The sequence below is a fragment of the Streptomyces sp. NPDC013457 genome (assembly GCF_043089925.1).
GTDB lineage: Bacteria > Actinomycetota > Actinomycetes > Streptomycetales > Streptomycetaceae > Streptomyces.
Map to the genome: position 1 here is coordinate 64,865 of NZ_JBICBL010000003.1, position 18,228 is coordinate 83,092.

Genomic DNA, 18,228 nt, shown 5'->3' on the forward strand with positions numbered 1-18,228 from the left:
GGCCCGACCCATGTCATGGATCGTGCGCCTTCGGGTCCTACAGCCACCCCTGGCGGCGCGCCGCCCGGACCGCCTCCATACGGTTGCGGGTGCCCGTCTTGCCGATCGCCGAGGAGAGGTAGTTGCGGACGGTCGACTCCGAGAGGTGGAGTGCCGTCGCGATGTCCGCGATCGTCGCGCCGTCCACCGAGGCCGCCAAGGCGTCCCGTTCGCGTGCTGTCAGAGGGTTCGGGCCCGCGCTGAGGGCGGCCGCGGCGAGGGCCGGGTCGATGACCGTCTCGCCGCGGAGGACCTGGCGGATGGCGTTCGCCAGTTCCTCGACGGGACCGTCCTTCACCAGGAAGCCCGCCGCGCCCGCCTCCATCGCGCGACGGAGGTAGCCGGGGCGGCCGAAGGTCGTGAGGATGAGGACCCGGCAGTCGGGGACCTCGTCGCGCAGGTCCGCGGCGGCGTCGAGGCCCGAGCGCCCGGGCAGCTCGATGTCCAGGAGCGCGACCTCCGGCCGGCTCGTCAGCGCCGCGTCCACGATCTCGTCGCCCCGGCCCACCTGGGCGACGACCTCGAGGTCGGGCTCCATACCGAGCAGCAGCGCGAGCGCGCCCCGCATCATGCCCTGGTCCTCGGCGAGGAGGACTCTCACGGACTTCGCCGGGCGGTGGTCCTGCGGCATCTCGGTCACGGGGAACAGCGTAGATCGGGCGCCCCGTGGGGGCGCGTTCGGCGGGCGGCGGGCCGGTAGCCCGCATCGCACGTCAGCACGGCTGCACCGCTTCCCGCGACGTCTCCGACCCCACGGGGAGTTCGGCGCTGACGCGGAACCCACCGCGGGGGGCCGGTCCCGAGTCGAGGGTGCCGCCGGCGGTCGCAAGGCGCTCGCGCAGACCTCTCAGGCCGCTGCCCGTGGTGCCGGGTGAGGCGCCGTGGCCGTTGTCCGTGACGGTCAGACGGACCCGGTCGGGGGTGCCGCCGACGTCGATCGTGCAGCGGGTCGCGCCGCTGTGCCGCAGCGTGTTGGTGACCGACTCCCGTACGACCCAGCTCAGCAGCGCCTCCGTCGCGCTCTCCAGGGGCGGGCCCGACTGTCGGACCACGGGCTCTATGCCGGCCGACGACAGGGCGTCGCGGGCCCGGTCCAGCTCGGTGGCGAGGCTGCCCTCGCGATAGCCCGTGACGGCCTCCCGGATCTCCGTGAGGGCCTGGCGTCCCACGGACTCGATGTCGGCGACCTGCGCGAGCGCGGCGTCGATATCGCGCGGGGCGAGCCTGCGGGCCGCCTCCGACTTCACCACGATCACGGAGAGCGTGTGGCCGAGCAGGTCGTGCAGGTCCCGGGAGAACCGCAGCCGCTCCTTCTCGACGGCCGTCCTCGCCAGTTCCTGCCGTGTCGCGCGCAGTTCCCGGACCGTCTCCGACAGGGCGAGGATGGCGGCCGTCACCATCGCCGAGATGAACGTGCCGTAGGCCACGTTGATCGCGCCCCAGCCGTCCCGTATCCCCGCGACCACGGCCGCCGTCACGCAGAGCGGGAAGACCACCTGCGGCAGCCGTCGGCCGCGGGTGACCGATCCGGTGGCGAGGCCGAGCAGCGGGAAGTAAAGGAGGTACGGACCGCCGTAGGCGATGCCCAGCCCGAGGGTGACGGCCGCCATCGCGGCCAGCAGCCACCATGTGAGGGCGGATTCGCGCTTCCTGCGGTCGAAGGCCCGGAAGACGACCGAGATGTAGAGGAGGTTGAAGGCCAGCAGCCCCAGGCCGGTGATCAACGGGTTGGACGACTTGCCCTGGATCAGGTGGGACACCGCTCCCATGCCCATGAGCAGCCAGGGCACCATCGACAGTCTGTTGGGCGGACCCATCCCCTCGGGTCCCCACTCCCTCTTCCCCTTCCCCTTCCTGCACATGGTCCCCCTCCTCACGCCGTCCCGTCCGAGCGACGGTACGAGACCGCCGGTCAGGTCGATGCAGTCCACGGCGCGCACGTCGCCGTACGTCTTGGTCGTGGCCTCGAAGACCACCACGGGCTCCTTCGTCATGCCATCGAAACTACGGACCGCCACCCCTCCCGCGGCAGGAGTGAATGTACGGACCTCGCAGGGACAAATGTCCTGCCCCCGCCGAGGCGCGGCAGCGCGGAAGAACCACAACTGACATACCGTCAGGCATGCCCCTCCCAGGGGCTTCTCAACTCACCCCCGCTCGGCTATACATGAGGATCACCGACCTAGAACGCGTTCTAGAACGGGCGTGTACGGGACGGTCCCGCACGGCCTCGGTGCGGCCGACGGTGCGGACGGCCGCACCGAGGTCTTCCACTCGTCGAGGATTCTCACGGATCTCCAAGGAGCAGCATCCCCATGCCCATTGATGCCGCCAAGGCCGTCGCCGCCGAGCCCCGCAGCGCCGAGATCACCTGGGGCCACAAGGACGTCCAGCTCTACCACCTGGGACTGGGCGCCGGCACCCCGGCGACCGACCCCGACGAGCTCCGCTACACCCTCGAATCCAGGCTCCACGTCCTGCCCAGCTTCGCCACCGTCGCCGGCGCCGGCATGGGGGTCGTCGGCGGGCTCTCCGCGCCCGGCGTCGAGGTGGACCTCGCCGCCGTCCTCCACGGCGGGCAGGCGATCACCCTCCACCGGCCGCTCCCCGCACAGGGCAGGGCCGTCACCACCTCCCGGGTCGCCGCCGTCCATGACAAGGGCAAGGCGGCCGTCCTCGTACTGCGCTCCGAGGTCGCCGACGACGACGGACCGCTGTGGACCAGCGACGCACAGATCTTCGTACGGGGAGAGGGTGGCTGGGGCGGCGACCGCGGACCCTCCGAGCGCCTCGAACTCCCCGACCGCGACCCCGACAAGACCGTCGAGCGGCCCGTACGCGAGGACCAGGCGCTGCTCTACCGGCTCTCCGGCGACTGGAACCCCCTCCACGCCGACCCCGAGTTCGCCGAGCTCGCCGGCTTCGACCGGCCGATCCTCCACGGACTCTGCACGTACGGCATGACCCTCAAGGCGGTGGTGGACACGGTGCTCGGCGGCGATGTCGCCCGCGTCCGCTCGTACCGCACCCGATTCGCCGGGATCGTCTTCCCGGGCGAGACCCTGCGTATCCGGATGTGGACCGGGGACGGCCGCGTCCAGGTGTCGGTCACCGCCCTGGAGCGCGAGGACGCTCCCGTGCTCGCCGACACCCTCGTCGAACATTCGTGATTGGAGCCCGCACCATGCGCGCAGCCGTACTGCACGAGATCGGCCAGGACAAACTGGAGGTCCTCGACGACGTCGAGGCGGTGGGCTTCGGCCCCGGCAAGGTGAAGATACGGGTCAGGGCGACCGGACTGTGTCACTCCGACGTCTCCGCCATGAGCGGCGTGCTCCCGCAGCCCGCCCCCTTCATCCCCGGCCACGAGGGCGCGGGCGAGATCGTCGACGTCGGCGACGGCGTCACCGGGCTGAGCGAAGGGCAGCGGGTACTGCTCTGCTGGCTGCCCGCCTGTGGGGTGTGTCCCGCCTGCAAGCGCGGCCAGACCCAGCTCTGCCTGGCCGGGTTCATGAACGCCGGCACCCCCAACTTCCGAAGGCCCGGAGGGGAGGTCTTCGGCTTCGCGGGGACCGGCACGTTCACCGAGGAGGTCGTCGTCGACGCCGGCTGCGCCGTCCCGATCCCCGACGACGTGCCCTTCGACATCGCCGCCCTCATCGGCTGCGGCGTCACCACCGGGCTCGGCGCGGCCATCAACACGGCGAAGGTGGAGGCCGGTTCCTCGGTCGCGGTCATCGGCTGCGGCGGCGTCGGCATCTCCGCGATCCAGGGCGCCAAGCTCCAGGGAGCCGCCCAGATCGTCGCCGTCGACCCGGTCGAGTCCCGGCGCGAGGCCGCCCTGCGCTTCGGTGCCACGGAGGCGGTCGCCCCCGACGCGCTTGCCGACGCCAAGCAGCGCGTCACCGCGGGAGAGGGATTCGACTACGTCTTCGAGGTCGTCGGCAGGTCCGCGACCGCCCGGACCGCGTACGAGTCGACCCGGCGCGGCGGCACGCTCTGCGTCGTCGGCGCGGGCGCGCTCGACGACTTCCTGCAGCTCAACATGTTCGAGCTGTTCTTCGACGAGAAGCGCATCCTGCCGTCGATGTACGGGGGCGGTGACGTGCTGCGCTCGTACGAGCGGGCCATCGCGCTCTGGCGGGCCGGCCGGATCGACCTGGAGTCCCTGATCACCCACCGGGTGCCGCTCTCCGGGATCAACGAGGCGCTGGAGCAGATGCGCACGGGTGTCGCGCTGCGCACCTGCATCGAGATCTGAGAGGACGCGAACCGATGTCACTCCCTCTTGAGGGGCTGTCCGCGATCGTCACCGGCGCCGGCCGGGGCCTGGGCCGGGCCGAGGCGCTGGAGCTCGCCCGGCTGGGCGCTGCCGTCGTCGTCAACGACTACGGGAAGCCGGGGCGCGACGGCTCCGGCGAGGCGTCCGCCACCCCCGCCGAGGAGGTCGCGGCGGAGATTCGCGCGGCGGGCGGCCGGGCGGTCGCGCACCTGGGCGACGTCGCCGACTTCGAAGCGGCGCGGGGCCTGGTGGACCTGGCGGTGGGCGAGTTCGGGAAGCTGGACATCCTGGTCAACAACGCGGGCATCCTGCGGGACCGGATGGTCTTCTCGATGAGCGAGGACGAATGGGACTCGGTGATCCGGGTCCATCTGAAGGGCCACTTCAACACCACGCACTTCGCGGCGGTGCATTGGAGGGGGCGGGCGAAGGCGGGGGAGTCCGGTGTGTACGGCCGGATCGTCAACACCTCGTCGGAGGCGTTCCTCGCGGGCTCCGCCGGCCAGCCGAACTACGCGGCGGCCAAGGGCGGGATCGTGGGGCTCACCACCTCGACGGCGCTCGCGCTCGCGAAGTACGGCGTGACGGCGAACGCGATCTGCCCGCGGGCGCGGACCCGGATGACGGAGGACGTCTTCGCGGGCTTCGCGGAGCCGACGGAGGGCGAGCTGGACGCGCTGGCGCCGGAGCACGTCGCACCGGTCGTGGGCTATCTGGCATCCCCGGCCGCGGCGGCCGTCAACGGTCAACTGCTCGTCGTGCACGGCGGTATGGTCGCGATCGTGGAGCGCCCGAGGGTGGCGGCGAAGTTCGACACCGCGAAGGACGCGTTCACGTACGAGGAGCTGGACGGGCTGCTGTCCCCGCACTACGCGTCGCGCCCGGCGGGCGAGACGTTCGCGGCGGCGGAGGTGCTGGGACTGAAGCGGGGCTGAGGCGCGGGAGACGCGAACAGCCCCGGGGATTCCCCGGGGCTGTTCGGCGTGGTCGCGATGACCGCCCCGCGTGTACCGCCCGGCGATGACCGCCCCGCGTGTACCGCCCGGCCTGTACCGCTCCGTGACCACTGAGCCGAGTCGACCCTGCGGCGAACCTGCGCCGAGCCGACCTTGCGCCGAGCCGAACCTGCGCCGAGTCGACCCTGCGCAGCCTCGACTACTGCTCCGCGTCGCGGCGGTGGCGGCCGTGCGGGGAGGACGTCGAGTCCTCCGACGGCGACGCCTCGCCCCGGTGCTTTCCGGAGCCCTGCGGCTCCGTGCCGTCCGTACGCGCTTCCGACATGGTGGAACTCACCCCGTAATGATCGCTGTTGTCGTGCGGCCGAGAGTCTAACCAGCGGCCTTACGGTCTGCGAGGGGCGCCTGCTGGAGCGGGACCGGGCGGCATACGCGCGGCTCGACGCCGACCGTGACCTCGGCCGGCTCGGGGTCCGGCGGGACGTCGAGACCGACAAGACCGCAGGGCGTCTCCGAGGTCGTGTACGGAAGTCTCAGCACGCCCTGCGCGGTCCACACCCCCGACCCTGCCAGCCAGCCCACCGGAGCCGCAAGCTGGTGCATCCGGCGCCCCGCGGGGCGCCACATCCCGACCCAGCTCCCGGCCGCCGCGTCGATCCGCAGCGCGACCGCGCAGCTCTCCGGCAGCAGTACCTGCCCCGGCTGCACGGCGAACGGCGTCACCGCCGCGTCGTCGAGCCGCAGGCACTCGGGGAACCGGACCGGCAGCAGACTGCCGAGCACGCCCCAGCCGAGCCGCTCGTGACCGGGGGAGGGGGCATCGGAGCGGATGAGGAGCAGTCCGCTGTCCGGATCGGCCGTCAGCAGCCGGTCGTTGCTCTCCTCGGTGATCTGGAGCAGCGGCGTCACCTCGCCCCCGCGCTCCAGGTCGACCGCCACCGCCTTCACCGGTCCGTCGTCGAGGCTGCGGTCGAGGGCGAGCATCCGCCCCGTGCGGTCCAGCCAGACGCCGCCCGTACAGCGGCCCTTGACCTCAGCGACCTGCTCCGGCCCGAACGCCCCGCCCGCCACCAGCCAGATCGTGGTGGTGCCCGCGCCGACGCACATCGCGTACGCGCAGATGCCGTCCGGGGAAGGCGGCAGAAGGACCAGCTCGTCGGACTCGACCGCACCCAGGGGGAGTTGGCCCGTCCCGGGGCCCGTCGGGTACAGCAGGGAGAACGTGTGCCGGCGGCCGTCCACCCGGCGGCCGATCAACACCCGTCCGTCCGCGAGCGGAAGCAGCTGGGTGTGGGACTCCTCGGGCTGGTCGAGCGGCAGCGGTACGGCGTACGGCTCCGGCCCGTCCAGCGTCCAGCGCTCCGCGTACAGGGCGTCCCCCGTGCCGGCGAGCCGCGCCGCGTACGCCCCGTTCGCCGTGATCGTGAACCGCGCCGGCCGCACCGCGCCGTCGTCGTTCGTCGTCTCCTCGATGGCACAGGCTGTCATCGACTCGTCACCTCCGGCCACCGAAGCTAGTTTTCGCACTTCCTGCCGAACAACACGAGCCCGGTCACTTCACACATAAGGGTGGCCGTGAATCGATTCTGCTGAGGGCAGGGGGCCGGTTGTGCTGGAGAGGTGAGTGGTGCATAAGGTAAGGCGATCCTAAGTGGAGCCTGTGACTCCGGGTATGGGGCCTGCGTTACGCCGCTCCCGGACCGGGCGCGTGGGGGTCCCTGGCCCGGCCTGCGAGCCGGCCGCGGGACCGCTTCACGCGTCGCCCGCGCGCCGGTTCCATCGGGGGTCCGAGCCGCCGTCCCCGTACCCGTACAGGAGAAGCCCCATGTCCCTCCGCCGTCGCGGCACCGCCGCCGCCGTCGCACTCGCCGCCGCTCTCTCCCTCGCGGCCTGCGGAAACAGTGACGACACGTCGGGCGCCGCCTCCGGGAAGAAGGAGGGCGCCTCCAAGAAGGACGTCGCCACGGGCGGCAAGGACTTCGGCGACGCGGCCGCCAAGACCGCGGCCATGGGTACGGACGCCAAGGCCGGCCAGTTCCCGCGCACCCTCACCCACGCGCTCGGTACGACCGAGATCGCCGCGGCCCCGAAGAGGGTCGTCGTCCTCGACGTCGGCGAGCTCGACAACGTCGTCTCGCTCGGCATCAAGCCCGTCGGATACGCCCCTTCCGAGGGGGACGATGGCATCCCCACGTATCTGCAGAAGGACGCCGGAGCCCCCAAGTCCGTCGGCACCATCAACAACCTCAACCTCGAGGCGATCGCCAACCTGGAGCCCGACCTGATCCTCGGCAGCCAGCTGCGCGCCGCGGACAAGTACGACGAGCTGTCGAAGATCGCCCCCACCGTCTTCTCCATCCGCCCCGGCTTCACCTGGAAGGAGAACTACCTCCTGAACGCCGCGGCCCTGGACAGGACCGCCGACGCGAAGGCGAAGCTCGCCGCGTACGAGACGAAGGCGAAGCAGCTGGGCACGGACATCGGCCCGGACAAGCCGTCCGTCTCGATGGTCCGCTACCTCCCGGGCAAGATCCGCCTCTACGCCAAGGCGTCCTTCATCGGCACCGTCCTCGAGGACGCGGGCCTGCCCCGGCCCGCGAACCAGCGGATCGACGACCTCGCCGCCGAGATCAGCCCGGAGAAGATCGACCAGGCCGACGCCGACTGGATCTTCACCGGTGTCTACGGCGACCCGAAGGCCACCAAGCGCGACACCGCCCAGGCCAACCCGCTGTGGAAGAACCTCACCGCCGTCAAGGCGGGCCGCGCCAAGGACGTCCCGGACGAGACCTGGTACCTGGGCCTCGGCGTGACGGCGGCGAACAGCGTCCTCGACGACCTGCGCGCCGACCTCGTCACGAAGTAGCGACGCGCACTCGCGCATGAGCGAACGCTCGAACGCGCGACGACGCGCATGAGCGATCACGCGATCACGCGATCACGCGATCACGCGACGATGCGAACGCGCGACGATGCGAACGCGCGACGATGCGAACGCGCGGCGATGCGAACGCGCGACGACGGCCGAAGGCGCGACGGCGGGGCGCGGTGGCCCGTCGGGGTTGTCCACAGGCAGGACGGCGCGGCACGCAGGCCAGGTAGCCTTGCCTCCGTGCCCCGTCTGTCTGAAGTCATCGCCGCGCTCGACGCTCTCTGGCCGCCCGAGCGGGCGGAGCAGTGGGACGCCGTCGGCACGGTCTGCGGCGACCCCGACGCCGAGGTCACCCGCGTCCTCTTCGCGGTCGACCCCGTCCAGGAGATCGCCGACGAGGCGATCGCGCTCGGCGCCGACCTGATCGTCACCCACCACCCCCTCTATCTGCGGGGTACGACGACGGTCGCGGCCTCGCACTTCAAGGGCCGCGTCGTGCACACGCTGATCAAGCACGACATCGCCCTGCACGTGGCGCACACCAACGCCGACACCGCCGACCCCGGAGTCTCGGACGCCCTCGCCGGCGCCCTCGACCTTCGGATCACCGGCCCCCTGGTCCCCGAGAACAACCTCGGCCGGATCTGCGAGCTGGACCACCCCGAGACGCTGGCCGAGTTCGCGGCCCGCGCCGCCAAGCGGCTGCCCGCCACCGCGCAGGGCATCCGGGTCGCCGGAGACCCGGGGATGACCGTCCGCCGGGTCGCGGTCAGCGGCGGTTCGGGCGACAGCCTCTTCGACGCCGTACGGGCTGCGGGCGTGGATGCCTTCCTCACCGCCGACCTGCGCCACCACCCGGTGTCCGAGGCCACCCAGCACGCGCCGATCGGCCTGGTCGACGCCGCCCACTGGGCTACCGAATGGCCCTGGTGCGAGCAGGCCGCCGCGCAGCTCGACGAGATTTCCGACCGCCACGGCTGGGACCTGCGTGTCCACGTCTCGAAGACGGTCACCGACCCCTGGTCCTCCCATCACACCTCCCCTGGAGCCCCCAACTGAACGCCGCGCCCGCCGACCAGATCCGACTCCTCGACGTCCAGGCCCTGGACGTCCGTCTCCAGCAGCTCGCCCACAAGCGCCGGTCGCTGCCCGAGCACGCCGAGATCGAGTCGCTGAACAAGGACCTGACGCAGCTGCGCGACCTGCTCGTCGCCGCGCAGACCGAGGAGAGCGACTGCGCCCGCGAGCAGACCAAGGCCGAGCAGGACGTCGACCAGGTCCGCCAGCGCGCCGCGCGGGACCAGCAGCGCCTGGACTCCGGAGCCGTCTCCTCCCCGAAGGACCTGGAGAACCTCCAGCGAGAGATCACCTCGCTCGCCAAGCGCCAGGGCGACCTGGAGGACATCGTCCTCGAGGTCATGGAGCGCCGTGAGTCGGCGGCCGAGCGGGTCGCCGAGCTGACCGAGCGCGCCTCCGCGGTCCAGGCCAAGGCCGACGACGCGACCGCGCGCCGCGACGCCGCGCAGGGCGAGCTGGACGGCGAGGCGGCGTCGGTCGGCAAGGAGCGCGAGCTCGTGGCCGGTTCCGTCCCGGCCGACCTGCTGAAGCTCTACGAGAAGCTGCGCGAGCAGCAGGGCGGTGTCGGCGCGGCGCGGCTGTACCAGCGCAAGTGCGAGGGCTGCCACATCGAGCTGAACATCACCGAGCTGAACGAGGTCCGGGCGGCCGCCGCGGACACGGTCGTCCGGTGCGAGAACTGCCGTCGGATCCTGGTTCGCACCTCGGAGTCCGGCCTGTAATGACGGCCGTCAGGGAAGTCGTCGTCGAGGCCGACGGGGGCTCCCGGGGGAACCCGGGGCCCGCCGGATACGGCGCGGTCGTCCTGGACCCGGCGACCGGCGAGACGCTCGCGGAGCGCGCCGAGTACATCGGGGTCGCCACGAACAACGTCGCCGAATACAAGGGCCTGGTGGCCGGGCTGAAGGCGGCGCGTGAGCTGTTCCCCGACGCCGCGGTGCACGTCCGGATGGACTCCAAGCTGGTCGTCGAGCAGATGTCCGGCCGCTGGAAGATCAAGCACCCGGACATGAAGCCGCTCGCGGCGGAGGCGTCCCGGGTCTTCCCCGCGCACCAGGTCCGTTACGAGTGGATCCCGCGCGAGAAGAACAAGCACGCGGACCGGCTCGCGAACGAGGCGATGGACGCGGGCAAGCGCGGCCGGCAGTGGGAGCCTTCGGCGTCCTCGGCGGCCCTGGACGCCTCCGCCGCGCGCAGCGCGTCGGAGGCGCCCGCGGGTCCTCCCGGCGACGCGGCGGCGGGCGCGGCCCGCGCGAGGGCGGCACTGGCAGGCACAGGCACGTCCCACGGCGCGGGCGCCCCGTCCGGCGCGCGTGCGGGTTCCGGCTCTGGTGCGGGCGCGTCGTCCGGCGGCCGTACGGGTTCCGCGTCCGGCGCGGGCGGGCCGTCCGGCGCGCGCTCGGGTTCCGGCTCCGGTACGGGTACGTCCTCCGGCGCTCGTACGGGCTCCGCCGGTGCGGGTGCCCCGGCCGGTGACGGTCTGTTCGCCGCCGACGAGGCGGTCGCGGCGCAGGCCCGCGCCTCCCTCGCGGCTGCCGCCACGGCCGAGCGCGAGTCCGCGGCGAGCGGCGACTTCGAGGCCGAGGCCGGCGTCCGCGGCCACGAGCCCGCACCGGCCGCACCCGCCGCGCCCGGGTGGGGGGCTCCCGACATGGGAGCGCCGGCCACGTTCGTCCTGCTCCGGCACGGCGAGACCGCGCTCACGCCCGAGAAGCGGTTCTCCGGGAGCGGGGGGTCCGACCCCGAGCTGTCCGCCGCCGGGCTGCGTCAGGCCGACGCCGTCGCCGCCGCGCTCGCCGCGCGCGGCACGATCCAGGACATCGTCAGCTCGCCGCTCAGGCGCTGCCGGCAGACCGCCGAGGCCGTGGCCGCCCGCCTCGGACTCGACGTACGGATCGAGGACGGGCTGCGCGAGACCGACTTCGGTGCCTGGGAGGGACTGACCTTCGCCGAGGTGCGGGAGCGGTACGCCGACGACCTGGACGCCTGGCTCGCCTCGCCCAAGGCCGCCCCGACCGGCGGCGGTGAGAGCTTCGCGACCGTCGCGCGCCGCGTCTCGGCGACCCGGGACCGGCTGACCGCCGCGTACGCGGGACGGACCGTCCTCCTCGTCACGCACGTCACGCCCGTGAAGACGCTGGTGCGCCTCGCCCTCGGCGCCCCGCCGGAGTCGCTGTTCCGGATGGAGCTCTCGGCGGCCTCGCTGTCCGCCGTGGCGTACTACGCGGACGGCAACGCCTCCGTACGGCTCCTGAACGACACCTCGCACCTGAGGTGACCTGAACGGACCTGAGGGTGCGGGGCCACGGAATTCCGTGCCCCCGCACCCGCGTCCGTAGCAGCATCGTCGCCATGACATGGCACATCACCGAGGACGCCGCCGCCTTCCGGTCCGAGGCCGCCGGCTACTTCGCCGCCGACCCCGCGCGCTCCACCATGCTGCTGACCATCAGCGAGGGCGCTCTCAGGCGGCCCCTCGCGTTCACGCGGTACGGCTGGTGGACCGAGCCGGAAGGCAGCCGGGTCACGGGTGCCTTCCTCCTCACGCGGCGCGACGAGCCGGCGCTCGGCCCGATGCCGGAGACGGCCGCCCGGGCTCTGGCGCACGTCCTCCCGGACGTGACCGAGGTGAGGGCCGTGCGCGGCGAGGAGGAGACGGCCGAGGCGTTCGCCGGGGAGCTGTGCCGGGGGTCCGGCCGGTCCTGGACGACCACGCGCCGGATGAGGCTCCACCGGCTCGGCGGGCTCACGCCGCCGGATCCCGCGCCGCCGGGCCGGGCGCGGAGGGCGGGCGTCGCGGACATCCCGCTCGCCGCGGAGTGGATGAGGCACTACGCCCGTGACATCGGCGAGGACGGCGACGTCGACTACACCCCGAACATCGAGGCCCGGGTCGCCGAGGGCAGGCTCCACCTCTGGGAGACCGAGGACGCCGGGCCGGTGTCGATGGCGGGCGTCACGCCGGTCGTCGCGGGCCAGGCCCGGATCTCATCCGTGTTCACGCTCGCCGAGCGGCGTGGTCGGGGATACGCCGCCGCCGTCACCACCGCGGTCAGCCGGACGGCACTGGACGAGGGCGCCGAGCAGGTGCTGCTCTTCACCGACGTCGCCAACCCCACGAGCAACGCGCTGTACCGACGGCTCGGGTACCGCCCCGTGATCGACCACGTGGGTCTGACGCTCTCCTGACGCCGCGCTCCTGGCGCCCCGTCAGCGAGCGCGCAGCCCCGCCGCCTCGCGCGCCAGGGACTCCACGCGCGCCCAGTCGCGGGCCGCGAGGGCGTCGGCCGGCAGCATCCACGTACCGCCGACACACCCCACGTTGGGAAGCGACAGGTACGACGCGGCCGAGCTCAGGGAGATGCCGCCGGTCGGGCAGAACCGGGCCTGGGGGAGCGGCCCGGAGAGCGACTTCAGATACGGGACGCCGCCCGCGGCCTCCGCAGGGAAGAACTTCATCTCGCGCACCCCGCGCTCGAGGAGCGCCACGACCTCCGAGGTGGTGGACACCCCCGGCAGGAACGGCACACCCGAGGCCCGCATGGCGTCCAGCAGGCTCTCGGTCCAGCCGGGGCTCACCAGGAAGCGGGCCCCGGCGCCGACCGCGTCCGCGACGCCCGCGGGGGAGATGACGGTGCCCGCGCCGACGACGGCGTCCGGCACCTCGGCGGCGATCGCGCGCACGGCGTCGAGGGCCGCGCGGGTCCGCAGGGTCACCTCGATCGCGGGCAGACCCCCCGCGACCAGGGCGCGGGCCAGGGGTACGGCGTCGGCGGCGTCCTCGATCACCACCACCGGGACGACGGGGGCGAGGCCGAGGACGGAGGGCAGCGCGGAGGTCATGAGCGTCATCCTGCCCGCGAGCGCCAATCTGCGCAACGAGCGTTGCGCACTGCGCAACGCGCGCGAGGTCAGACCCATCCGCCGTGCCCGGCCCGCCTGCCGGGCGCCCGCCTGCCCGGCCCGTGTGCCCGGCGCCCGCCTGCCCGGCCCGCCTGCCCGGCCCGTGTGCCCGGCCCGTGTGCCCGGCCCTCGGCACCGACCCCTAGTGGATCTCGTCCACCAGCACGTCCAGCACGCCCGCCTGCTTCCCCTCCCCCTCCTCCACCACGTACGCCAGATCCCGCAGCGCCTCCACCAGCTCCACCGGGTCCTTCGGGGCCGCGCCGGCCTCCAGCAGGCTGCGCACGATCCGCCCCTTGGTCGCCTTGTTGAAGTGGCTGACCACCTTCCGCGTCGGCGCGTGCAGCACCCGCACCGTCGCCGTCCGCGCCGCCACCTCGCCCTTGGGCCGCCACGCCGACGTGTACGCCGAGGACCGCAGGTCCAGGACGAGGCCGTCCCCCGCCGCCTCCGGCATCACGGTCGCCATCGCGCCCCGCCAGTGCGTGCCCAGCGCTCCGAGCCCCGGCAGCTTCACACCCATCGAGCAGCGGTACGACGGAATCCGGTCGTCCACCCGCACCGCACCCCACAGCCCCGAGAACACCAGGAGCGACGCCCGAGCGCGCTTCCGGGCCGCCGCGTCCAGGGTGGCCAGGCCCAGGGCGTCGTACAGCACCCCCGTGTAGATCTCGCCGGCCGGCCGGGCGCCCGCCGTCCGCAGCTCGACGTTCTTGGCGATCTCGCCGCGCAGCCCCTCGCTCAGCCCGAGCACCTCGCGCGCCTTCTCCTCGTCGGCGGCGCACAGCTCGACCAGTTCGTCGAGGACCGCCGCCCGTGCCCCGGCCAGGCCCGGCAGCGACAGGGACTCCGGCTTGAGCGGCGCCCCGCGCCCCGACGCGGCCTTACCCTCCGACGGCGGCAACAGCACGAGCACGGTGGTTCTCCTTCGTACGTTCAGGGGCTGGGGGTGCGGCCCCAGAGCGTTCAGCCTACAAAGTGCCGGGCCCCGCCCCCCGCCATACGCTCGGTCCATGCCCCGCCGCCACATCCACGTGACCTGCGCCGCCGAGGCTCCGCTGCGGGCCGCGCTGCGCGCACTGCGTACCGAGCCGGCGATCCCCGACGCCTTCCCGCCGGACGTCCTCGCCGAGGCGGAGGCGGTGGCCAAGGCGCCCCGTCTCCCCGGCCACGACGCCACCGACATCCCCTTCTTCACGATCGACCCGCCGACCTCCACCGACCTCGACCAGGCCATGCACCTGGCCCGGCGCGCCGACGGCGGTTACCGCGTGCACTACGCGATCGCCGACGTGGCCGCGTTCGTCGCCCCCGGTTCCGCGCTCGACGCCGAGGCCCACCGCCGGGTCCTCACCCTCTACTTCCCCGACGGCAAGATCCCCCTCCACCCTGCCGTCCTCTCCGAGGGCGCCGCGAGCCTGCTGCCCGGCGAGCCCCGCCCCGCGCTGCTGTGGCGGATCGACCTCGACGCCGAGGGCCGCCGGGTCGCCACCGACGTGCGCCGCGCCCTCGTCCGCAGCCACGCCAAGCTCGACTACGCCGCCGTGCAGGCGCAGATCGACGCGGGCACGGCCGAGGAACCGCTCGCCCTGCTCAAGGACGTCGGCTCTCTCCGCGAGGCCCTCGAAGCGGAACGCGGCGGGATCTCCCTCAACGTGCCGGAGCAGGAGGTCGTGGAGCGGGACCACACGTACACCCTGGCCTACCGCGCCCCGCTGCCCGCCGAGCGCTGGAACGCCCAGGTCTCGCTGCTGACCGGCATGGCCGCCGCCGACCTGATGACCGCCGCCGGCACCGGGATCCTGCGGACGCTCCCCACAGCGCCCGTCGGCGAGGTCGCCCGGCTGCGCCGCTCCGCGCACGCCCTGGGCGTCGACTGGCCGCACCACGTCTCGTACGCGGACGTCGTCCGTCACACCGACCCCGCCGACCCCCGCCAGGCAGCCTTCCTGCAGGAGTGCACGACCCTCCTCCGCGGCGCGGGCTACAGCGTCTTCACCGACGGCTCCGTCCCGACGCCCGCCGTCCACGCCGCCGTGGCCGACGAGTACACCCACTGCACCGCGCCGCTGCGCCGGGTGGTCGACCGGTACGCGGGCGAGCTGTGCCTCGCGGCTGTTGCGGGCGAGGAGCCGCCGGAATGGGTACGGGCCGCGCTCCCCTCGCTCCCCGACGAGATGGCGACCGGCTCACGTCGGGCCAACACCATCGAGCGCGAGGCCGTCGACATCGTCGAGGCGGCGCTGCTCGCCGGGCGGATCGGCGAGATCTTCGACGCGTACGTGATCGATGTGAAGGAGCGCGAACCCGCCGTCGGGACCGTCCACCTCGACGACCCCGCCGTCGTCGCCCGGATCGAGGGCGGCGCCGCGCGGCTGCCGCTCGGGGAGTGGCTGCGGGTCCGGCTCACGCAGGCGGACCCGCTGTCGGCGATGGTGCGGTTCGCCCCGGCGTGAGCGTCTGCGCGGTGACCGCCGGTCGGGCGACCGGCTGCGCGGCGACCGGAGCTGTCGCGCCGGCCTGCGCCGTGCCGGCCTGCGCCGGGACGGCCTGGGTGAGGGCCCGGTAGAAGGCGCGGGCGTCGTCCGCGTGGCAGCGCACGATCCGCACGGCCCGGGGGCCGCCGAGGAACCGGGGCGCGTCGACCGGCTCGGTCAGCTCGATGGTGACGGAGGTCTGCGAGGCGACGGTGAGGTTCAGCTCCCCTTCCGTCTTCTCGTGGGTGAACCGCAGCTCGTGCCGGACGGCGGCGATCAGGCCGAGCGGGATGTGAAGGTCGATGTGGGCGGCCTGCCGGAGGCGGAGCGCGTCGGAGGTGAGGACGTGCGGCCGGGCCACGGAGGCCGCGTGGATCCCGAGGACGAACAGGATCCCCGAGTACACGTCCAGGACCAGCACGATCGCGTGGGCGACGGGCCAGTCGGCGAGCAGGTAGGACATCCCCACGGTCTCGACGAGACAGACGAACGCGAAGCCGTACATCAGGGCGGCCTGGTCGCGGGCGTGCGGGAACACCTGGTCCCCGGGGCGGACCCCGTCGCGGCGCCGGGCCACCCACAGGCCGAGGCTCGCCAGCAGCCGCAGTTCGTGCCCGATGAGCCGGAGCACGGGTACGGGTACCAGTTCGCGGAAGGACTGCCGCGTGGAGAGCCCCCGACGCCGGAGGCCCAGGTACGCGACGAGGCCGGCGAGGGCGAGCAGAACGGTGAGGGCCTCGGCGGCGGCGAGGACGGGCACCGGTATCCGTACTCCGGCGACGAGACAGACCGCGAGGACGAGCTCGGCGGGCAGCGCGGTGTACGCGACGCCGCGCAGGAGCCGGACCAGGGCGGTCACGGGGCCCGCTCCGCGACCAGCCGGAGGGCGTGGAGGACGGCGGCGGACTGGGCCGGCGAGAAGTCGCCGAAGAAGGTCTCGGCGAGCTGCCCCGGCGGTACGTCGCCCTGCGCGCCGAGCTGAGCGGCGATGGAGTCCGGCAGCAGGTCGGCGAGGGCCCGTCCCGTCTCGGCCACGCGCGGGTCGTCCCGGTCCGCGTCCGCGAGGGCGTCGAGGCGGGCGTACACGTCGTGGGCGCGGGCGACGGCTTCCGGGTCCGTGGTCATGGCGCGCATCGTGGCGAGGAGCCGCGTCCGCTCCTCGGCAGGTGCGACGGTGTCGAGGAGGGCGAGGATCTCACGGTCCATGACGGCCATGGGGGACTCCGGGACCTCGCCCAGGCCCGCGAACAGCTCGGCCAGTTCGGGCGAGACGGGGCCCTCGGCGGTCAGCCGTCCGGCCCGAGCCTCCCCGAGCAGTTCGGCCAGGCGTTCGCGCCGCTGCCGGATCACGGTCTCCTGCCGCGCGAGGTCGGCGTCCAGCTCGCCGAGCACCTCCACGAGCTCCCGCCCCTCGTCGTCGGCGAGCACGTCCCGCACCTCGTCGAGCCCGAGGCCGAGCTCGGTCAGGCGCCGGATCCGGGCGAGCAGAACGGCGTCCCGGATGCCGTACTCGCGGTAGCCGTTGGCCAGCCGTACGGGCTCGGGCAGCAGCCCGAGGTGGTGGTAGTGCCGCACCGCCCGCGGGGTGACCCCGACGAGCGCGGCGATCTCGCCGATTCGCATGGGGCCAGTAGAAACCCTGACGCTGCGACAAGGTCAAGCGGGCGCCGGGCGACGGGTAGCATGGTCGGCACGGCAGACGAGCCGGGCGGGCGGCCGCGTGGGGATCCTCGGATCCTCCCGAGGAACGTCCGGGCTCCACAGGGCAGGGTGGTGGCTAACGGCCACCCGGGGTGACCCGCGGGACAGTGCCACAGAAAACAGACCGCCGGGGACCTCGGTCCTCGGTAAGGGTGAAACGGTGGTGTAAGAGACCACCAGCGCCTGAGGTGACTCAGGCGGCTAGGTAAACCCCACCCGGAGCAAGGTCAAGAGGGGTCGTCCCCGGACGACTCTGCGCGAACGATCGAGGGCTGCCCGCCCGAGTTCGCGGGTAGACCGCACGAGGCCGGCGGCAACGCCGGCCCTAGATGGATGGCCGTCACCCCGACGACCGCGAGGTCCCGGGGTACAGAACCCGGCGTACAGCCCAGCTCGTCTGCCCCTCAGGGCTCGAACCCTGACCGGGCCGCGCCGTCACTCCGTCAGGGAGCGCTCCGCCACCCGCCTCAGGTGGCCCGCGAAGACCTCGGCGGCGTCGGGGGTCAGCGTCCGCAGCGCCACCATCGCCGTGATGATCACGTCGCACAGCTCGGACTCGACGTCCTGCCAGGTGTGCGAGGCGCCCTTGCGCGGGTTCTGCCCCGTGGCGCCGATGACGGCCTCCGCGACCTCCCCGACCTCCTCCGAGAGCTTCAGGACGCGCAGCAGCACGTCCTGCTCCGGAGGGAGCGTGTGGTGTGCGGAGATCCAGGAGGTGAGGCGGTCGACGGTGTTCCACGGCTCGGTCATGGTCCGGAAGCCTGCCACGGCGCCGCGGTCGCCACGCCGACGGTCCGGGCGCGGGACGGTCCGGGCTCGCCCCACGACCGAGTCCGCGGCCCTGCTCGGCCAGGTGGCCGAGTCCGTCCGCTGAGCCGCGCCACACACGCGGCCCGGGTCCGTGGGGATCGGGGTGGGGCG

General features: G+C 73.4%; 18 protein-coding genes and 1 other RNA gene. 10 read left to right on the forward strand and 9 right to left on the reverse strand.

The window, feature by feature from the left end:
• Positions 1-37 precede the first annotated feature (37 nt).
• Positions 38-670: a response regulator gene (locus tag ACF1G2_RS09130; RefSeq protein ID WP_391798120.1), complete on the reverse strand. Its 633-nt coding sequence runs from the start codon at positions 668-670 to the stop codon at positions 38-40.
• Between the two features lie 82 nt (positions 671-752).
• The gene (locus ACF1G2_RS09135; RefSeq protein ID WP_391798121.1) at positions 753-1,901 is read right to left on the reverse strand and encodes a histidine kinase; all 1,149 of its coding nucleotides are present in this window, start codon (positions 1,899-1,901) and stop codon (positions 753-755) included.
• A gap of 453 nt (positions 1,902-2,354) precedes the next feature.
• Between ACF1G2_RS09135 and ACF1G2_RS09140 the strand changes: the two genes are divergently transcribed.
• Genes ACF1G2_RS09140 through ACF1G2_RS09150 form a run of 3 tightly spaced genes read left to right on the forward strand, consistent with a single transcriptional unit; the run spans position 2,355 to position 5,256 of the window.
• On the forward strand, positions 2,355-3,209 hold the full coding sequence (locus ACF1G2_RS09140) for a MaoC/PaaZ C-terminal domain-containing protein (protein WP_391797660.1): 855 nt from the start codon (positions 2,355-2,357) through the stop codon (positions 3,207-3,209).
• Between the two features lie 14 nt (positions 3,210-3,223).
• Entirely contained in the window at positions 3,224-4,300 is a 1,077-nt protein-coding gene (locus tag ACF1G2_RS09145; protein ID WP_391797661.1) for a Zn-dependent alcohol dehydrogenase, read from the forward strand.
• A 14-nt stretch (positions 4,301-4,314) separates the two neighbouring features.
• Positions 4,315-5,256 (forward strand): 3-oxoacyl-ACP reductase, encoded by a 942-nt coding sequence (locus tag ACF1G2_RS09150; protein ID WP_391797662.1) that lies wholly within the window; start codon positions 4,315-4,317, stop codon positions 5,254-5,256.
• A gap of 220 nt (positions 5,257-5,476) precedes the next feature.
• Here the strand turns inward: ACF1G2_RS09150 and ACF1G2_RS09155 are convergent, their stop codons facing one another.
• The gene (locus tag ACF1G2_RS09155) at positions 5,477-5,614 is read right to left on the reverse strand and encodes a hypothetical protein (protein ID WP_391797663.1); all 138 of its coding nucleotides are present in this window, start codon (positions 5,612-5,614) and stop codon (positions 5,477-5,479) included.
• Positions 5,615-5,649: 35 nt separating this feature from the next.
• Positions 5,650-6,765 carry a hypothetical protein gene (locus tag ACF1G2_RS09160; RefSeq protein ID WP_391797664.1) on the reverse strand — a complete coding sequence of 372 codons (1,116 nt, stop codon included), beginning with the start codon at positions 6,763-6,765 and terminating at the stop codon, positions 5,650-5,652.
• 337 nt (positions 6,766-7,102) lie between these two features.
• On the opposite strand from ACF1G2_RS09160, the gene ACF1G2_RS09165 reads away from it, so the two are divergent.
• The 5 genes from ACF1G2_RS09165 (at position 7,103) to ACF1G2_RS09185 (ending at position 12,415) form a co-directional block, all read left to right on the forward strand.
• Positions 7,103-8,143, forward strand: coding sequence for an ABC transporter substrate-binding protein (locus ACF1G2_RS09165; protein ID WP_391797665.1), 1,041 nt, complete (start codon positions 7,103-7,105; stop codon positions 8,141-8,143).
• A gap of 246 nt (positions 8,144-8,389) precedes the next feature.
• Positions 8,390-9,208, forward strand: a complete 819-nt coding sequence (locus ACF1G2_RS09170; RefSeq protein ID WP_391797666.1) for a Nif3-like dinuclear metal center hexameric protein — start codon at positions 8,390-8,392, stop codon at positions 9,206-9,208.
• Positions 9,205-9,948, forward strand: coding sequence for a zinc ribbon domain-containing protein (locus ACF1G2_RS09175; protein WP_391798122.1), 744 nt, complete (start codon positions 9,205-9,207; stop codon positions 9,946-9,948). Before ACF1G2_RS09170 ends, ACF1G2_RS09175 begins: the two co-directional genes overlap by 4 nt.
• Complete coding sequence (locus ACF1G2_RS09180) at positions 9,948-11,504, forward strand: bifunctional RNase H/acid phosphatase (RefSeq protein WP_391797667.1); 1,557 nt, start codon at positions 9,948-9,950, stop codon at positions 11,502-11,504. The genes ACF1G2_RS09175 and ACF1G2_RS09180 overlap by 1 nt, the downstream gene beginning before the upstream one ends.
• A gap of 74 nt (positions 11,505-11,578) precedes the next feature.
• Positions 11,579-12,415, forward strand: coding sequence for a GNAT family N-acetyltransferase (locus tag ACF1G2_RS09185; RefSeq protein ID WP_391797668.1), 837 nt, complete (start codon positions 11,579-11,581; stop codon positions 12,413-12,415).
• Positions 12,416-12,436: 21 nt separating this feature from the next.
• On the opposite strand, the gene eda is transcribed toward ACF1G2_RS09185, so the two are convergent.
• Together eda and yaaA are read right to left on the reverse strand one after the other, a co-directional pair.
• On the reverse strand, positions 12,437-13,069 hold the full coding sequence (eda, locus tag ACF1G2_RS09190) for a bifunctional 4-hydroxy-2-oxoglutarate aldolase/2-dehydro-3-deoxy-phosphogluconate aldolase (protein WP_391797669.1): 633 nt from the start codon (positions 13,067-13,069) through the stop codon (positions 12,437-12,439).
• A 202-nt stretch (positions 13,070-13,271) separates the two neighbouring features.
• Positions 13,272-14,045, reverse strand: coding sequence for a peroxide stress protein YaaA (yaaA, locus tag ACF1G2_RS09195; RefSeq protein WP_391797670.1), 774 nt, complete (start codon positions 14,043-14,045; stop codon positions 13,272-13,274).
• Between the two features lie 97 nt (positions 14,046-14,142).
• On the opposite strand from yaaA, the gene ACF1G2_RS09200 reads away from it, so the two are divergent.
• Positions 14,143-15,585 carry an RNB domain-containing ribonuclease gene (locus ACF1G2_RS09200; RefSeq protein WP_391797671.1) on the forward strand — a complete coding sequence of 481 codons (1,443 nt, stop codon included), beginning with the start codon at positions 14,143-14,145 and terminating at the stop codon, positions 15,583-15,585.
• Here the strand turns inward: ACF1G2_RS09200 and ACF1G2_RS09205 are convergent.
• Positions 15,536-16,465 (reverse strand): hypothetical protein, encoded by a 930-nt coding sequence (locus ACF1G2_RS09205; protein ID WP_391797672.1) that lies wholly within the window; start codon positions 16,463-16,465, stop codon positions 15,536-15,538. The genes ACF1G2_RS09200 and ACF1G2_RS09205 overlap by 50 nt on opposite strands.
• Complete coding sequence (locus ACF1G2_RS09210) at positions 16,462-17,229, reverse strand: MerR family transcriptional regulator (protein ID WP_391797673.1); 768 nt, start codon at positions 17,227-17,229, stop codon at positions 16,462-16,464. The genes ACF1G2_RS09205 and ACF1G2_RS09210 overlap by 4 nt, the downstream gene beginning before the upstream one ends.
• Before the next feature lie 77 nt (positions 17,230-17,306).
• Here ACF1G2_RS09210 and rnpB point away from each other — a divergent pair.
• Positions 17,307-17,707, forward strand: an RNA gene (gene rnpB / locus ACF1G2_RS09215) — RNase P RNA component class A.
• 35 nt (positions 17,708-17,742) lie between these two features.
• On the opposite strand, the gene ACF1G2_RS09220 is transcribed toward rnpB, so the two are convergent.
• Positions 17,743-18,057, reverse strand: coding sequence for a MazG-like family protein (locus ACF1G2_RS09220; protein WP_391797674.1), 315 nt, complete (start codon positions 18,055-18,057; stop codon positions 17,743-17,745).
• Positions 18,058-18,228 lie beyond the last annotated feature (171 nt).

What these genes read in the sequence shown, in the direction of transcription:
- ACF1G2_RS09130 (WP_391798120.1), bottom strand. Translation starts at nt 670, where the DNA reads ATGCCGCAGGACCACCGCCCGGCGAAGTCCGTGAGAGTCCTCCTCGCC.
- ACF1G2_RS09135 (WP_391798121.1), bottom strand. Translation starts at nt 1,901, where the DNA reads ATGTGCAGGAAGGGGAAGGGGAAGAGGGAGTGGGGACCCGAGGGGATG.
- ACF1G2_RS09140 (WP_391797660.1), top strand. Translation starts at nt 2,355, where the DNA reads ATGCCCATTGATGCCGCCAAGGCCGTCGCCGCCGAGCCCCGCAGCGCC.
- ACF1G2_RS09145 (WP_391797661.1), top strand. Translation starts at nt 3,224, where the DNA reads ATGCGCGCAGCCGTACTGCACGAGATCGGCCAGGACAAACTGGAGGTC.
- ACF1G2_RS09150 (WP_391797662.1), top strand. Translation starts at nt 4,315, where the DNA reads ATGTCACTCCCTCTTGAGGGGCTGTCCGCGATCGTCACCGGCGCCGGC.
- ACF1G2_RS09160 (WP_391797664.1), bottom strand. Translation starts at nt 6,765, where the DNA reads ATGACAGCCTGTGCCATCGAGGAGACGACGAACGACGACGGCGCGGTG.
- ACF1G2_RS09165 (WP_391797665.1), top strand. Translation starts at nt 7,103, where the DNA reads ATGTCCCTCCGCCGTCGCGGCACCGCCGCCGCCGTCGCACTCGCCGCC.
- ACF1G2_RS09180 (WP_391797667.1), top strand. Translation starts at nt 9,948, where the DNA reads ATGACGGCCGTCAGGGAAGTCGTCGTCGAGGCCGACGGGGGCTCCCGG.
- ACF1G2_RS09185 (WP_391797668.1), top strand. Translation starts at nt 11,579, where the DNA reads ATGACATGGCACATCACCGAGGACGCCGCCGCCTTCCGGTCCGAGGCC.
- eda (WP_391797669.1), bottom strand. Translation starts at nt 13,069, where the DNA reads ATGACCTCCGCGCTGCCCTCCGTCCTCGGCCTCGCCCCCGTCGTCCCG.
- ACF1G2_RS09200 (WP_391797671.1), top strand. Translation starts at nt 14,143, where the DNA reads ATGCCCCGCCGCCACATCCACGTGACCTGCGCCGCCGAGGCTCCGCTG.
- ACF1G2_RS09210 (WP_391797673.1), bottom strand. Translation starts at nt 17,229, where the DNA reads ATGCGAATCGGCGAGATCGCCGCGCTCGTCGGGGTCACCCCGCGGGCG.
- ACF1G2_RS09220 (WP_391797674.1), bottom strand. Translation starts at nt 18,057, where the DNA reads ATGACCGAGCCGTGGAACACCGTCGACCGCCTCACCTCCTGGATCTCC.